Below are 15776 nucleotides of genomic sequence, written 5' to 3'. Positions count from 1 at the left end.
CCAGCGAAGGCGTCCCCAAGGCTAATGCAAGGCCCAGGGCCCTCTTCGTCGGCAAGCCGACTCCTACGGTTGAGGAATCGTTGTAGGAGCTGGCTTGCCAGCGAAAGACGCGAAATTCAAGACGAACCGGGTAGCGCCAACTGAGCCGGTACGAAATCGAATGCCGCCAACTGAAAGCCTTGCTCATCGACCTGCAACGCCCAACCTTGACGGTCCCAATCCCCCAGCACGATGCGTTTGGCGGCTTGCTCGCCAATCTGCAACTTGTGAATCGCCGGGCGGTGGGTATGGCCGTGTACCAGGGTGTGCACGCCATGTTCCTGCATCACCCGCGGCACTTCGTCCGGGGTCACATCGACGATGTCGTTGGCTTTCATGCGGGTCTGGGCACGGCTTTCATTGCGCAGCTTGCGTGCCAGTTTGCGCCGGGTGCGCAAGGGCAGGTGCCGCAGAATCCACAGGCTCAACGGGTTGCGCAGGTAACGGCGCATGCGCATGTAGGCTTCGTCGCGGGTGCACAGGCTGTCGCCGTGCATCAGCAATACCGGTTCACCATAGAAGTCGACGACGCTGGGGTCCTTGAGCAGGGTGGCGCCCGCCGCCTTGCAGAAGGCCTGGCCGAGCATGAAGTCGCGATTGCCGTGCATCAGGAAGATCTGCGTGCCGCTGTCGCTGAGCTCGCGCAGTGCCTGGCAAATGGAAAGCTGGTAGGGGGTCATGGCATCGTCGCCGATCCATACCTCGAAGAAGTCCCCGAGTATGTACAGCGCCTCGGCGGCGCGAGCGCGCCCACCGAGTAAATCCAGAAACGCCCGGGTAATGTCCGGGCGTTCCTCTTCCAGATGCAAATCTGAAATCAGCAGTATCACTCAACGATCTCGGCTTTCTCGATGATCACGTCTTCTGCGGGTACATCCTGGTGGCCGGATTTCATGGTGGTGGCCACGCCCTTGATCTTGTCGACCACTTCAGTGCCGGCGATCACTTTACCGAATACGGCATAGCCCCAGCCTTGAACGGTCTTGCCGCTGTGGTTGAGGAAGCTGTTGTCAGCGACGTTGATGAAGAACTGCGCGGAGGCCGAATGCGGCTCCATGGTACGGGCCATGGCGACGGTGTACTTGTCGTTGGAAAGGCCGTTGTCCGCTTCGTTCTGGATGCTTGGACGCTTGTCTTTCTTTTCTTTCATGCCAGGTTCGAAGCCGCCGCCCTGGATCATGAAGTTACCGATGACGCGGTGAAATACGGTGTTCTCGTAGTGACCGGCTTTCACGTATTCGACGAAGTTGGCCACGGTCAACGGGGCTTTCTCGGCGTTCAGTTCCAGCACGATCTCGCCGTGGTTGGTGGTCAGTTTGACTTGGGTCATGGTCGGTACTCTGTATAAGGAGAAGCGTTTTCAAGAAAATCCTGGGTGGCGGGGCACGCATGGGGTCCGCACCGATTTGGCCATCCTGCAGCCAAGGAGCGCAGTTTAGCGTGACCGCCACGAATTTCGAGGCTGTTTTTTCACTTGGGTGCCATTAATAGCCGCAGTTTTAAAGCTGCGCTCTGTCAGGCACTTGACAGCATCGGCTATGATATCCGTTTTGATTTATCAGGCCGCACCTGGCCGCGCACTTGTACGTTCAAGGATCCTATGAGCAAGCCCACTGTCGACCCTACCTCGAATTCCAAGACTGGACCGGCCGTACCGGTCAACTTCCTGCGCCCGATCATCCAGGCGGACCTGGACTCGGGTAAGCACACACAGATCGTGACCCGCTTCCCTCCGGAGCCCAACGGTTACCTGCACATCGGTCACGCCAAGTCGATCTGCGTGAACTTCGGTCTGGCCCAGGAGTTCGGGGGTGTCACCCACCTGCGCTTCGACGACACCAACCCGGCCAAGGAAGACCAGGAGTACATCGACGCCATCGAAAGCGACGTCAAGTGGCTGGGTTTCGAATGGTCCGGTGAAGTGCGCTATGCCTCGCAATATTTCGACCAGTTGCACGACTGGGCCGTGGAACTGATCAAGGCAGGCAAAGCCTACGTCTGCGACCTGACCCCCGAGCAGGCCAAGGAATACCGCGGCAGCCTCACCGAGCCGGGCAAGAACAGCCCGTTCCGCGAGCGTTCGGTAGAAGAGAACCTGGACTGGTTCGCCCGCATGCGTGCCGGCGAATTCCCGGACGGTGCACGGGTACTGCGGGCCAAGATCGACATGGCCTCGCCGAACATGAACCTGCGCGACCCGATCATGTACCGCATCCGCCACGCCCATCACCACCAGACCGGTGACAAGTGGTGCATCTACCCCAACTACGACTTCACCCACGGTCAGTCGGATGCCATCGAAGGCATCACCCACTCGATCTGCACCCTGGAGTTCGAAAGCCACCGTCCGCTGTACGAGTGGTTCCTCGAGCACCTGCCAGTACCGGCCAACCCGCGCCAGTACGAGTTCAGCCGCCTGAACCTGAACTACACCATCACCAGCAAACGCAAGCTCAAGCAACTGGTGGATGAGAAGCACGTGAATGGTTGGGACGACCCGCGCATGTCGACCCTGTCGGGCTTCCGCCGCCGCGGCTACACCCCGGCATCGATCCGCAATTTCTGCGAGATGGTTGGCACCAACCGCTCCGACGGCGTGGTCGACTACGGCATGCTGGAATTCAGCATCCGCCAGGACCTCGACGCGAATGCCCCGCGCGCCATGTGCGTGCTGCGTCCGTTGAAAGTCGTGATCACCAACTATCCGGAAGACCAGGTCGAGAACCTCGAACTGCCGCGTCATCCGCAGAAAGAAGAACTTGGCGTGCGCAAGCTGCCATTCGCCCGTGAAATCTACATCGACCGTGACGACTTCATGGAAGAGCCGCCAAAAGGCTACAAGCGCCTGGAGCCGAACGGCGAAGTGCGCCTGCGCGGCAGCTACGTGATCCGTGCCGACGAAGCGATCAAGGATGCTGAGGGCAATATCGTCGAGCTGCGTTGCTCCTACGATCCGGACACCCTGGGCAAGAACCCTGAAGGCCGCAAGGTCAAGGGCGTGGTCCACTGGGTGCCGGCTGCGGCTAGCGTCGAGTGCGAAGTGCGTCTGTACGATCGTCTGTTCCGCTCTCCGAACCCGGAGAAGGCCGAAGACAGCGCGAGTTTCCTGGACAACATCAACCCTGACTCCCTGCAAGTGCTCACTGGTTGTCGTGCTGAACCCTCGCTGGGCAACGCACAGCCGGAAGACCGTTTCCAGTTCGAGCGCGAAGGCTACTTCTGCGCGGATATCAAGGACTCGAAACCAGGTGCTCCGGTATTCAACCGTACCGTGACCCTGCGCGACTCCTGGGGTCAGTGATTCAGTCAAGGAACTAACGTGCTAACGATCTACAACACGCTCACCAAGAGCAAAGAAGTCTTCAAGCCTCTGGATGGCAACAAGGTGCGCATGTACGTGTGCGGCATGACCGTGTACGACTACTGCCACCTGGGCCATGGCCGCAGCATGGTGGCCTTCGACCTGATTACCCGCTGGCTGCGTTTCAGCGGGTATGACCTGACGTATGTGCGCAACATCACCGACATCGAAGACAAGATCATCAACCGGGCCAAGGAGAACGGTGAGCCGTTCAATGTCCTGACCGAACGCATGATCACGGCGATGCACGAGGATGAAGCACGCCTCAACATCCTCAAGCCGGACATGGAGCCGCGTGCCACGGATCATATTCCGGGCATGCTGAAGATGATCCAGACCCTGATCGACAAGGGTTACGCTTATGCCCCGGGCAATGGCGACGTGTACTACCGCGTCGGCAAATTCATGGGCTACGGCAAGCTGTCGCGCAAGAAGATCGAAGACCTGCGCATCGGCGCGCGGATCGAAGTCGACGAGTCGAAGCAGGACCCACTGGACTTCGTTCTGTGGAAAGGCACCAAGCCGGGCGAGCCAAGCTGGCCATCGCCTTGGGGTGACGGTCGTCCGGGCTGGCACATCGAATGCTCGGTGATGTCCACCTGCTGCCTGGGCGAGACCTTCGACATTCATGGCGGCGGCAGCGACCTGGAGTTCCCGCACCACGAGAACGAGATTGCCCAGAGCGAGGCCGCCACCGGCAAGCCCTACGCCAACGCCTGGATGCACTGCGGCATGATCCGCATCAATGGCGAGAAGATGTCCAAGTCCTTGAACAACTTCTTCACCATTCGCGATGTGCTCGACAAGTACCATCCGGAAGTGGTGCGTTACCTGCTGGTGGCCAGCCACTACCGCAGCGCCATCAACTATTCGGAAGACAACCTCAAGGACGCCAAGGGCGCACTGGAGCGTTTCTATCACGCGCTCAAGGGCCTGCCGAAAGTGGCGCCGGCCGGTGGCGAAGCCTTTGTCGAACGTTTCACCCAGGTGATGAACGACGACTTCGGTACTCCGGAAGCCTGTGCCGTACTGTTCGAGATGGTGCGCGAGATCAACCGCCTGCGTGAGAGCGATATCGATGCGGCGGCCGGTCTGGCGGCGCGCCTGAAAGAGCTGGCCAGCGTACTGGGTGTGCTGCAACTGGAAGCCGACGACTTCCTGCAAGCCGGTGCCGAAGGCCGGGTCGATGCGGCCGAAGTCGAGGCGCTGATCCAGGCTCGCCTGGCGGCCCGTGCCAACAAGGACTGGGCCGAGTCCGACCGGATCCGTGACCAGATCACCGCCATGGGCGTGATTCTGGAAGACGGCAAGGGCGGCACTAGCTGGCGCTTGGCTGACTAGGCCTAGGTTCGCAGCAACAAGAAACCCGCCTGGTGCGGGTTTTTTGTTGCCCATTGCAAAGCCCAGGCTTGCTCAGGCCAGCGAGGCCAGGCGCTCTACGGTATCCGGGTAGCGTTCCACTAGGCGTATCAGGGTTGTGGCCTGGGCATTGGGGGTGGCGCGGCCCTGTTCCCAGTTTTCCAGGGTGCGGGTGTTGGTGCGCAGGTACATGGCGAATACCGAGCGCGAGAGGTTGAGTTGCTGGCGGATGTTCATCACCTCGGCGGCGGTGATGGGCGGCAGCTTGTCGAGCTTCACTTTATGGCTGCGCAGGGTGATCTTGCCCTGACGTTCCTGGGTGAGGGCATCGACGCCTTCTAGCAGTTCGGAAAAGATGTCACGTTTGGTCATGTCTTCTGGCCTCGATTTCACGTTCCAGCAGTTGTTTGAGCTGTTGTCGCTGCTGCGGTAGCAGGTCGTCCATCTGCTCCTTGTCGAACAAGGTAAAGAGCCAGAACTGCGCTCCCCTGGACCACCAGTAATAAATCACCCTCAGCCCGCCACGCTTGCCGTTGTTGCGTCGCTCATCGACGAAACGCATCTTGCGCAAGCCGCCAGTGCCCTGAATCAGAACACCCGCGTGCGGGTGGCGCAGCAACTCGATCTGCAGTTCGCAGAACAACTCGTCGTCAAGGAAGTCCTTTCGGTATCGTGCAAATGCCGGTAGTTCAATAAACAGAGCATTCATTTCATACGCTTCCTGCGTATAGACTGGATGACGCTGCAGCTTTGGTCAAGGCCCGCTGAGCGCCGCGTTTGATCTGGCAACAGTCTATGCCCGCGGCAGTGGGCTGAATGTCGGACCGGGCCGACGTGACAGGAAGGGCGATTCCGAGTTTCGCTGGGAAGAGGGGAGGGCAGGGGCCTGAAATGCAAAACGGCACCCGAAGGTGCCGTTCTGTTTGTTGCGTTGAAACCTAAGTGATCAACCCGCCAGGCCGGAGTGCTGGACCAGGGTCAGCAGCGGCTGTGGGTATACGCCGAGGAAGAACGCCAGGACCGCGATGGCCAGCAGCATGACGCCACCGGCTTTCTGTTCCCAGTGCAGTTGGGCATCGACGCGACGCAGGTTCGGCTCGATCAAGTACAGGGTGACCATCACTCGCAGGTAGTAGAAGACGCCGATGGCGCTGCCCATTACCAGGGAACCGACCAGCCACCATTGGTGCGCTTCGACACCGGTAGCGATGATGTAGAACTTGCCGATGAAGCCCGCGGTCAGCGGAATACCGGCCAGCGACAGCATCATCACAGTGAGCACGGCGGTCAGGTACGGACGGCGCCAGAACAGGCCGCGGTACTCGTACAGGGCGTCGGCATCACGGCCTTTGTACGGCGAGGACATCAGGGTGATCACGCCGAAGGCGCCGAGGCTGGTGATCACGTAGGTGACCAGGTACACGCCGATGGCTTCCATGGCCAGACCCTTGCTCGCCACCAGGGCGATCAGCAGGTAACCGAAGTGGGCGATGGACGAGTAACCCAGCAGACGCTTGAGGTTGCTCTGGGTCAGCGCCAACAGGTTACCCACCAGGATCGAGGCGATGGCGATCACGGTCAGCACGTTGCTCAGGACACCGCTGCTGGCCACTGGAGACAGCTGGAACAGACGCACCAGTACGGCGAACACTGCCACCTTGCTGGCGGTGGCCAGGAAGGCGGCGACCGGCGCCGGGGCGCCTTCGTAGACGTCCGGAGTCCACAGGTGGAATGGTACCAGCGACAGTTTGAAGGCCAGGCCGATCAGCATCATGCCCAGGCCCAGTTGCGCCAGCGGGCTTGGCAGCCCAGTGGCGGCCAGGGCCTGACCGATGCCGCTGAAGCTCAGGCTACCGGCTTCTGCGTAGAGCAAGGCCATGCCGAACAACAGGAAGCCCGAACCGGCGGCCGACAGCACCATGTACTTGATGCCGGCTTCCAGGGAGCGCTTGTTGAAGAAGGCATAGGCCACCAGGCCGTAGACCGGTACCGAAAGCAGCTCCAGGCCGATGAACAGGCCGGCCAGGTTCTGCGCGCTGACCAGTACCAGACCACCGGCGGCGGCCAGCAGGATCAGCAGGTACAGCTCTTCTCGGTTGCCCGGGTAACCGCTGCTGCCGTCGCCCAGGTAGGCGTGGGCCAGGGTGACGCAGGCCAGGGTGGCCACCAGGATCAGGGCCATGTAGAGGCAGGCGAACTGGTCGATCTGCAACAGCGGGGTGACCGCCAGGGGTGCCACTTTCAGCACCGGGAAGATCGACAGCAATGCCAGGTTCAGACCGGCCACCGACAGCAGGAAGGTCTGGGCGTGGTTGCGCCGCCAGGCGATCGCCAACATCACCACCACAAGGGTGGCGCTGGTGATCAGCAGCGGCGCCAGGGCTATAAAGTGTTGAATCGTAAAGTCCATAGCGCTCTTACCGGGCCGAAGCGAGTTGAGTGAAGGCGGTGCTGAGCCATTGCTGCACACCATGCATGGTGGCGGCAGAGGTATCGAGGAACGGTTGCGGGTACACGCCGATGTAGATCAGCAGGACCGCCAGTCCCAGCACCATGATCAGTTCGCGAGCATCCATACCGTGCAGTACCGCGTCCGACTTGGACGGGCCGAAGTAGGCACGGTGGATCATGATCAGCGAGTAGACCGAGCCGAACACCAGGCCGGAAGTCGCGATCGCGGTGATCCATGGCGCACTGACGAAGGTGCCGATCAGGATCAGGAACTCGCCGACGAAGTTACCGGTGCCCGGCAGGCCCAGAGAAGCTGCTGCAAAGAACAGGCTGATGGCCGGCAGGTAGGCGATACGCGACCACAGGCCGCCCATTTCACGCATGTCGCGGGTATGGGTGCGCTCGTACAACTGGCCGCTGAGGATAAACAGCGCGGCTGCCGAAACACCGTGGGCCAGCATCTGGATCACCGCGCCCTGCAGGGCCTGCTGGCTGCCGGAGTAGATACCGATCAGCACGAAGCCCATGTGGGAAACGCTGGAGAAGGCGATCAGGCGCTTGATGTCGGTCTGGGCGAATGCCAGGAAGGCACCGTAGAAAATCCCGATCAGGCCCAGGGTCATGGCGATCGGTGCGAACTCGGCCGAGGCGTTGGGGAACAACGGCAGGGCAAAGCGCAGCAGGCCATAGGCCGCGGTCTTCAGCAGGATGCCCGCCAGGTCCACGGAACCGGCGGTCGGTGCCTGGGCGTGAGCGTCAGGCAGCCAGGAGTGGAACGGCACCACCGGCAGCTTCACCGCAAAGGCGATGAAGAAGCCGAGCATCAGGATGTACTCCGTGGCGGTGGACATCTTGGTCTTGAGCAACTGGGCGTAATCGAAAGTGATGACCCCGGTGTTGTTGAAGTTGACCAGCACCAGACCCAGGATCGCCACCAGCATGATCAGGCCGGAAGCCTGAGTGAAGATGAAGAACTTGGTCGCCGCGTAAATCCGGGTTTTCTTGCCGTCTGCCGAGCTGTGACCCCAGAGCGCGATGAGGAAGTACATCGGCACCAGCATCATTTCCCAGAAGAAGAAGAACATGAACAGGTCCAGCGCCAGGAACACGCCGACCACACCGCCCAGGATCCACATCAGGTTCAGGTGGAAGAAGCCCACGTGACGCTGGATCTCTTTCCAGGAGCAGAGTACCGAGAGGATACCCAGCAGGCCGGTCAGCAGGATCATCAACAGCGACAGGCCGTCCAGCGCCAGGTGCACGTTGATGCCGAAGCGCTCGATCCAGACATGCTTGAACTCGATGGCCCAAGTTGGATCGGCGCCAGGCGCCGGAGCAAATGAATAGTTACCGTGGGCCCACAGCCAGAGGCCGAGAGCGAGTTCCAGGGTCATGGTCAACAGCGCAATCCAGCGGGGGAGGGTGGCGCCGAAGCGCTCACCCAGCCAGCACAGCAGGCCGCCGATGAAGGGGATCAGGATTAGCCAAGGCAGAATCATGACGGGCTCAATTCCTTTCGCAAGTTCGCAAGGTTCATATCAGACCGCTACCAGCACAATGGCGCCGATGACCAGCACGGCACCGGCTGCCATCGAGGCGGCGTACCAACGCAGTTGACCGGTCTCGGTACGGCTCAGGGAGTTGTGACCCCCTTTGGCCATACGCGGGATCAAACCGATAGTCTGATCGAGCGGGTCCTTGCGCAGTACATGGCTGATGGCCAGGTATGGCTTGACGAACAGTTTGTCGTAGATCCAGTCGAAGCCCCAGGCGGCGAACCACCAGGCCGAGAGCAGACGCCCGATGCCGCTGTTGGCGATGGCGGTCACAACGCGACGCTTGCCAAGGAACAACAGGGCGGCCAGCAGGATACCGGCCAGGGCGATGGCGCCCGAGGCGATTTCCAGGCTGTGCTTGGCTTCGCCACCGGCATGACCGGCGCTCAGCGGCAGTACACCATGCAGGGGCGGAGTGATCATCGCGCCGATCCCGGTGGACAGCACGATCAGCACCACCAGCGGCAGCCAGTGGGAGATCCCGTGGCCGGCGTGGGCTTCGGTCTTGGCTTCACCGTGGAAGGTGATGAAGATCAGGCGGAAGGTGTACAGCGAGGTCATGAACGCACCCACCAGGCCGGCGTACAGCAGGCCGTGGTTGCCGCTGGCGAAGGCTTCCCAGAGGATCTCGTCCTTGGAATAGAAGCCCGCGGTTACCAGAGGCAGGGCTGCCAGGGCTGCGCCACCAACGATGAAGCTGGCGTAGGCCAGAGGCAGTTTCTTCCACAGGCCGCCCATCTTGAAGATGTTCTGCTCGTGGTGGCAGGCAACGATCACCGCACCGGAAGCAAGGAACAGCAGGGCCTTGAAGAAGGCGTGGGTCATCAGGTGGAAGATCGCGCCGTCCCAGGCGCCAACGCCCAGGGCCAGGAACATGTAGCCGATCTGGCTCATGGTCGAGTAGGCGAGGATCCGCTTGATGTCGGTTTGCACCAGCGCGGCGAAGCCGGCCAGAACCAGAGTCACGCCGCCGACCAGGCCTACCAGGTGCAGGACTTCCGGCGCCAGGGTGAACAGGCCGTGGGTACGGGCGATCAGGTAGACACCAGCGGTCACCATGGTCGCGGCGTGGATCAGTGCCGAAACCGGGGTCGGACCGGCCATCGCGTCCGCCAGCCAGGTCTGCAGCGGCAGTTGCGCGGATTTACCCACGGCGCCGCCCAGCAGCATCAGGGTCGCCAGGGTGATCCAGAAGTCGCCGGCCTGGAACTTCTGCGGTGCCAGCACCAGCAGTTCCTGGACGTTCAGCGTGCCCACCTGTTGGAACAGGATGAACAGGCCGATGGCCATGAATACGTCGCCGATACGGGTGACGATAAAGGCCTTGAGTGCGGCGTTACCGTTGTTGCGGTTGCTGTAGTAGAAACCGATCAACAGATAGCTGCACAGGCCCACGCCTTCCCAACCGAAGTACAGGAACAACAGGTTATCGCCCAGCACCAGGAACAGCATGCTGGCGATAAACAGGTTGGTGTAGGCGAAGAAGCGCGAGTAGCCGGCTTCACCACGCATGTACCAGGACGCGAACAAGTGGATCAGGAAGCCCACGCCCACTACTACACCGAGCATGGTCACGGACAGACCATCCAGGTACAGGGCGAAGTTCGGTGCGAAACCGTCCACCGACATCCACTGCCACAGCACCTGGGTGTAGTGACCACCCTCGGGCGGCGCGACGTTGAATTGCCAGATCACGTAGGCGGCCACGATGGCCGACAGGCCAATGGAGCCGACGCCGATCAGGGCCGAGAGGTTTTCCGAGAGGCGTCCCCGGGAGAACGACAGCAGCAGGAAACCGATCAGGGGGAATACGAAAGTCAGAAAGAGAAGGTTCATCCGCGCATCTCGCTGGCTGCATCGATATCGAGAGTGTGGAAGCGGCGGTACAGCTGCAGCAGGATCGCCAGGCCAATACTGGCCTCGGCGGCTGCCAGGCTGATCACCAGGATGAACATCACTTGTCCATCCGGTTGCGCCCAGCGGGCGCCCGCAACGATGAAGGCCAGTGCAGAGGCGTTCATCATCACTTCCAGGCTCATCAATACGAAGAGGATGTTACGGCGGACCATCAGGCCGACCAGACCGAGGCAGAACAGGATGCCGGCAACCGCCAGACCGTGCTCGAGAGGGATAACAGGCATGGTATTACTCCTTCGCCTCGTTGCGGCCCAAGTGGAACGCCGTGACGGCTGCGGCAAGCAGCAGCATCGAGGCGAGTTCGACCACCAGCAGGTAAGGACCGAACAGGCTGATGCCCACGGCCTTGGCGCTGACGGTGGTTTGACCGATACCGGCACCGCTCTGGTGGCTGAACAATACGTACAGCAGTTCAGCCAGCAGCAGCGCGGCGAGAATCACCGGGCCGATCCAGATGCCGGGCGTGAGCCAGATACGCTCTTGCTGAGCCGCGGCCGGGCCGAGGTTGAGCATCATCACCACGAACACGAACAGCACCATGATGGCGCCAGCATAGGCGATCACTTCCAGGGCGCCGGCGAACGGCGCGCCGAGGCTGAAGAAGGTCATGGCCACGGCGATCAACGAAATGATCAGGTAGAGCAGGGCGTGCACAGGGTTGGTGTTGGTGACCACGCGTAGCGTGGAAACAACGGCAACACCTGATGCGAAATAGAAAGCGAATTCCATCGTTCTTCCTTAAGGCAGCAAGCTCTTCACGTTGATCGGCTCGGCTTCATTCTGCGCGGAGCCTTTTGGCTTACCGGCAATGGCCATACCTGCAACACGATAGAAGTTGTAGTCAGGGTTCTTTCCGGGACCGGAGATCAGCAGATCCTCTTTCTCGTAAACCAGGTCCTGACGTTTGAACTCGGCCATTTCGAAATCCGGTGTCAGCTGGATTGCGGTGGTCGGGCAGGCTTCCTCGCAAAGACCGCAGAAAATGCAGCGCGAGAAGTTGATACGGAAGAAGTCCGGGTACCAGCGACCGTCTTCGGTTTCAGCTTTCTGCAGCGAGATGCAACCCACAGGGCAGGCCACGGCGCACAGGTTGCAGGCAACGCAACGTTCTTCGCCGTCGGGGTCGCGAGTCAGGACAATACGGCCACGGTAGCGTGGCGGCAGGTACACCGGCTCTTCGGGGTATTGCAGGGTGTCGCGTTTGCGAAAGCCGTGACCGAACACCATCACCAGGCTGCGCAACTGGGTACCAGTACCCTTAACGATGTCGCCAATATATTTGAACATGGGTCAAATCCTCACTGAACCGCGCCCGCTGGCGTGTTCAACAACACAAGCGCTGCGGTTACCAGCAAATTGATCAGGGTCAGCGGCAGGCAGAATTTCCAGCTGAAGTCCATCACCTGGTCATAGCGCGGGCGCGGGATAGAGGCGCGCAGCAGGATGAACAGCATGATGAAGAACGCGGTCTTCAGGGCGAACCAGACGAAGGACAGTTGCGGCAGGATGCCGAACGGACCGTGCCAGCCACCGAAGAACAGGGTGACCAGCAGTGCCGAGATCAGGATGATGCCGATGTACTCGCCAACGAAGAACATGCCCCATTTCATACCGGCGTATTCAATGTGGTAACCGTCGGCCAGTTCCTGTTCCGCTTCCGGCTGGTCGAAGGGGTGACGGTGAGTCACGGCCACGCCAGCGATGAAGAACGTACAGAAGCCGAAGAACTGCGGAATGATGAACCACAGGTTCTGCGCCTGGTACTCGACGATGTCGCGCATGTTGAACGAACCGACCTGAGCCACGATGCCCATCAGCGCCAGGCCCATGAACACTTCGTAGGACACGGTCTGGGCCGAGGCACGCAAGCTGCCCAGCAGGGCGAACTTGTTGTTACTCGACCAGCCGGCGAACAGCACCGCGTAGACCGAAAGACCGGCCATGGCGAAGAAGAACAGCAGGCCGATGTTCAGGTCCGCGACGCCCCAGGTCGGGGTGATCGGGATGATCGCAAAGGCGATCAGCAAGGCGCTCATGGCGACCACCGGTGCCAGGGTGAAGATCACCTTGTCGGCAAACGGTGGAGTCCAGTCTTCCTTGAAGAACATCTTCAGCATGTCGGCGGCGATCTGGAACATACCGAACGGGCCAACGCGGTTCGGACCGTAACGGTCCTGCCACCAGCCCAGCAGGCGACGTTCGACGAAGCTCAACAGCGCACCGGCGACCACCACGGCCAGCAGGATCACGATGGCTTTGACGACCGTCAGGATCACGTCGATCACTTCAGGGGTAAACCAACTCATTGCGCCGCCTCCTGCAGACCGTCAACGGATTTGCCAAAGAACGCCGGAGGAATCCCCGCCAGGCCGGCAGGCAGGCCCACCAGGCCAGCACCCAGCTCTTCGTTGATGCGCAGTGGCAGACGCAGGGTCTGGCCGGCTACGTTCACCGTGAGCAAGGCACCGTCGTTGACACCCAGGCGATCGGCTTCGGACTTGGCCAGGGCCACGTAGGCCGCCGGAATGCGTTCCTGCACTGGAGCGGCTTTCGAAGAGTTCTCTTCGCTGCCGAACAGATGGTAGAACGGCACCGCTTGCCAAGTGCCCTGAGCCGGGGAGAAGGCCCGCGGCACGCTGGCGAACCAGTTGAGGCGGTCGCCCTGGCTTTCGATCAGGCGGGTACCCGGGTCGCCGGCACGCAGGTGGCCGCCGACTTCGTCCTGGAACTTGTTCCAGGCTTGCGGCGAGTTCCAGCCCGGCGACCAGGCGAACGGCACTTGCGAGCGCGGTTCGGCGGAGCCCGAGTAACCTTCCATGGAGTAGGCGAAGGCAGTATCCGGGTCTTGCGAAGTACGCGGTTCGTGCACGCTCTGGTTGGCGCGCATGGCGGTACGGCCACTGTAGCGCAGCGGTTCGCGAGCCAGTTTCAGGCCCTTGATGCGGAACGCGGCGGATGGCGCGGCGTCAACGATGCCGGCCAGTTGCGGGGTGCTCGCGGCGCAGGCAGCGGTCACGTGGTCCAGCTGGGTCCAGTCCACCGGCTGGTTCAGCAAGGTACTGCGCAGGGCATGCAGCCAGCGCCAGCCTTCGTGAACCATGATGCTGGCGTCCAGGTAGGTCGGATCGAAGACCTGGAAGAAGCGCTGGGCGCGGCCTTCCTGGCTGATCAGGGTGCCGTCGCCTTCGGCGAAGCTGGCCGCCGACAGCACTAGGTGTGCATGCTCGAGGGTTGCAGTCTGTTGATGATCGGCAACGATCACCACCTTCGCTGCATTAAGCGCGGCATCCACCTTGGCTGCGTCGGTGCGGGTGTACAGGTCGTTTTCCAGCACCACGATGGCGTCGGCCTTACCGTCGATCACCGCCTGCAGGGCCGCGTCCACGGATTCGCCACCGAGCATGGCCAGGCCGAGGCTGTTGGCCTCTGGCACGATCAGGCTGATGGAGCCGGCTTTCTCGCGCAGCTTCAAGGCTTTGGCAATGTTCGCCGCTGCTTCGATCAGTGCCTTGGAACCCAGGGAGGTACCGGCAATGATCAGTGGCCGCTTGGCCGCCAGCAGAGCATCGGCGATGCGTTTGGCCAGTTCCAGGGCTTCGCTGTCCAGGCCTTCTACGGCCGGGGCACTGGCGTCGATGGCGTGGGCCACGGCGAAACCGATGCGCGCCAGGTCGTCCGGAGCGGCGTGTACACACTCCTCGGCCACGTCGTCGAGCTTGGTTTCAGCGAGGCTGGCAATGAACAGCGGGTTCAGCGCGTGCTGGCCGATGTTCTTCACCGCAGCGTCGAGCCAAGGCTGGACGCGCATGGCATCGGCCATTTCCTCGGCCTTGCCCTTGACTGACTGGCGCAGGGCCAGGGCCATGCGTGCGGCGGTCTGGGTCAGGTCTTCGCCGAGGACAAAGATGGCATCGTGGTCTTCGATGTCGCGCAGGTTCGGAACCGGCAGCGGGCTGTCGTTCAGAACCTGCAGAACCAGGCGGATGCGCTCCAGTTCAGAAGCTTCGATACCGCTGTAGAAGTGCTCGGCACCTACCAGCTCACGCAGGGCGTAGTTGCTTTCCAGGCTGGCGCGAGGCGAGCCGATACCGACGATGTTGCGACCGCGCAGCAGGTCGGCGGCCTGGTCCAGAGCCTGGTCCAGGGTCAGCTTGGTGCCGTCGGCCAGGCGTGGCTGGCGTGGACGGTCCTTGCGGTTGACGTAGCCATAACCGAAACGGCCACGGTCGCAGAGGAAGTACTGGTTCACCGAACCGTTGTAGCGGTTCTCGATGCGCCGCAGCTCGCCGTAGCGCTCGCCCGGGGAGATGTTGCAACCGCTGGAGCAGCCATGGCAGATGCTCGGCGAGAACTGCATGTCCCACTTGCGGTTGTAGCGCTCGGAGTGAGTCTTGTCGGTGAACACACCGGTCGGGCAGACCTCGGTGAGGTTGCCGGAGAACTCGCTTTCCAGGGTGCCGTCTTCAACGCGACCGAAGTACACGTTGTCGTGGGCGCCGTAGACGCCCAGGTCGGTACCGCCGGCGTAGTCCTTGTAGAAGCGTACGCAGCGATAGCAGGCGATGCAGCGGTTCATCTCGTGGGAAATGAACGGGCCGAGGTCCTGGTTCTGGTGGGTGCGCTTGGTGAAGCGGTAACGGCGCTCGTTGTGGCCGGTCATCACCGTCATGTCTTGCAGGTGGCAGTGACCGCCTTCCTCACAGACCGGGCAGTCGTGGGGGTGGTTGGTCATCAGCCACTCGACAACACTGGCGCGGAAGGCCTTGGATTCTTCATCGTCGATGGAGATCCAGGTGTTGTCGGTGGCTGGGGTCATGCAGGACATGACGATACGACCACGGGTGTCGTTCTCGTCGGTGTACTGCTTGACCGCGCACTGGCGACAGGCACCGACGCTACCGAGAGCGGGGTGCCAGCAGAAATAAGGGATGTCGAGGCCTAGTGACAGACAAGCCTGTAACAGGTTGTCCGCCCCATCGACTTCGAGCGCTTTGCCGTCTACGTGGATAGTGGCCATGGTTCAAAGTTCTTCGTTGGCCCGGTGTCAGCGGGCGTGGCTAATGGAATCTTGTTATGCGTGCGAATCAACACAG

Annotated in this window: 14 protein-coding genes; 2 read left to right on the top strand and 12 right to left on the bottom strand. The window is 61.4% G+C overall.

Translation table 11 applies throughout. The annotated features are described in order from the left end of the window. Positions 1–116 precede the first annotated feature (116 nt). Complete coding sequence (lpxH, locus tag ACSSVC_RS24615) at positions 117–869, bottom strand: UDP-2,3-diacylglucosamine diphosphatase (RefSeq protein WP_404937309.1); 753 nt, start codon at positions 867–869, stop codon at positions 117–119. Then, positions 866–1369, bottom strand: coding sequence for a peptidylprolyl isomerase (locus ACSSVC_RS24610; RefSeq protein ID WP_346635095.1), 504 nt, complete (start codon positions 1367–1369; stop codon positions 866–868). The genes lpxH and ACSSVC_RS24610 overlap by 4 nt, the downstream gene beginning before the upstream one ends. A 270-nt stretch (positions 1370–1639) precedes the next feature. Here ACSSVC_RS24610 and ACSSVC_RS24605 point away from each other — a divergent pair, with 270 nt between their 5' ends. After that, positions 1640–3340 (top strand): glutamine--tRNA ligase/YqeY domain fusion protein, encoded by a 1701-nt coding sequence (locus tag ACSSVC_RS24605; protein ID WP_346635094.1) that lies wholly within the window; start codon positions 1640–1642, stop codon positions 3338–3340. An 18-nt stretch (positions 3341–3358) separates the two neighbouring features. Next, on the top strand, positions 3359–4741 hold the full coding sequence (cysS, locus tag ACSSVC_RS24600; protein WP_492611583.1) for a cysteine--tRNA ligase: 1383 nt from the start codon (positions 3359–3361) through the stop codon (positions 4739–4741). 72 nt (positions 4742–4813) lie between these two features. On the opposite strand, the gene ACSSVC_RS24595 is transcribed toward cysS, so the two are convergent. The 10 genes from ACSSVC_RS24595 to nuoG form a co-directional block, all read right to left on the bottom strand. Then, positions 4814–5131 (bottom strand): helix-turn-helix domain-containing protein, encoded by a 318-nt coding sequence (locus tag ACSSVC_RS24595; protein WP_346635093.1) that lies wholly within the window; start codon positions 5129–5131, stop codon positions 4814–4816. Then, the gene (locus tag ACSSVC_RS24590) at positions 5118–5468 is read right to left on the bottom strand and encodes a toxin (RefSeq protein WP_492611582.1); all 351 of its coding nucleotides are present in this window, start codon (positions 5466–5468) and stop codon (positions 5118–5120) included. The genes ACSSVC_RS24595 and ACSSVC_RS24590 overlap by 14 nt, the downstream gene beginning before the upstream one ends. 237 nt (positions 5469–5705) lie before the next feature. Next, positions 5706–7169, bottom strand: a complete 1464-nt coding sequence (nuoN, locus tag ACSSVC_RS24585) for an NADH-quinone oxidoreductase subunit NuoN (RefSeq protein WP_015636299.1) — start codon at positions 7167–7169, stop codon at positions 5706–5708. 7 nt (positions 7170–7176) lie between these two features. Then, complete coding sequence (gene nuoM, locus ACSSVC_RS24580; protein WP_011062195.1) at positions 7177–8709, bottom strand: NADH-quinone oxidoreductase subunit M; 1533 nt, start codon at positions 8707–8709, stop codon at positions 7177–7179. Positions 8710–8748: 39 nt separating this feature from the next. Beyond that, positions 8749–10602: an NADH-quinone oxidoreductase subunit L gene (gene nuoL, locus ACSSVC_RS24575; protein ID WP_110652833.1), complete on the bottom strand. Its 1854-nt coding sequence runs from the start codon at positions 10600–10602 to the stop codon at positions 8749–8751. After that, on the bottom strand, positions 10599–10907 hold the full coding sequence (nuoK, locus tag ACSSVC_RS24570) for an NADH-quinone oxidoreductase subunit NuoK (protein WP_077934490.1): 309 nt from the start codon (positions 10905–10907) through the stop codon (positions 10599–10601). Before nuoK ends, nuoL begins: the two co-directional genes overlap by 4 nt. A 4-nt stretch (positions 10908–10911) precedes the next feature. Beyond that, entirely contained in the window at positions 10912–11412 is a 501-nt protein-coding gene (gene nuoJ / locus ACSSVC_RS24565; RefSeq protein WP_011062192.1) for an NADH-quinone oxidoreductase subunit J, read from the bottom strand. Positions 11413–11421: 9 nt separating this feature from the next. Then, positions 11422–11970, bottom strand: a complete 549-nt coding sequence (gene nuoI / locus ACSSVC_RS24560; protein ID WP_003223795.1) for an NADH-quinone oxidoreductase subunit NuoI — start codon at positions 11968–11970, stop codon at positions 11422–11424. A gap of 11 nt (positions 11971–11981) precedes the next feature. Beyond that, the gene (gene nuoH, locus ACSSVC_RS24555) at positions 11982–12989 is read right to left on the bottom strand and encodes an NADH-quinone oxidoreductase subunit NuoH (protein WP_346635091.1); all 1008 of its coding nucleotides are present in this window, start codon (positions 12987–12989) and stop codon (positions 11982–11984) included. Then, on the bottom strand, positions 12986–15700 hold the full coding sequence (gene nuoG / locus ACSSVC_RS24550) for an NADH-quinone oxidoreductase subunit NuoG (RefSeq protein ID WP_446439737.1): 2715 nt from the start codon (positions 15698–15700) through the stop codon (positions 12986–12988). Before nuoG ends, nuoH begins: the two co-directional genes overlap by 4 nt. Between the last annotated feature and the right edge of the window lie 76 nt (positions 15701–15776).

This window comes from Pseudomonas sp. E1BtOHC1 (genome assembly GCF_058744285.1).
The sequence above is the reverse complement of the archived record's forward strand: the minus strand, read 5'-3'. Positions and strand labels throughout refer to the sequence as shown.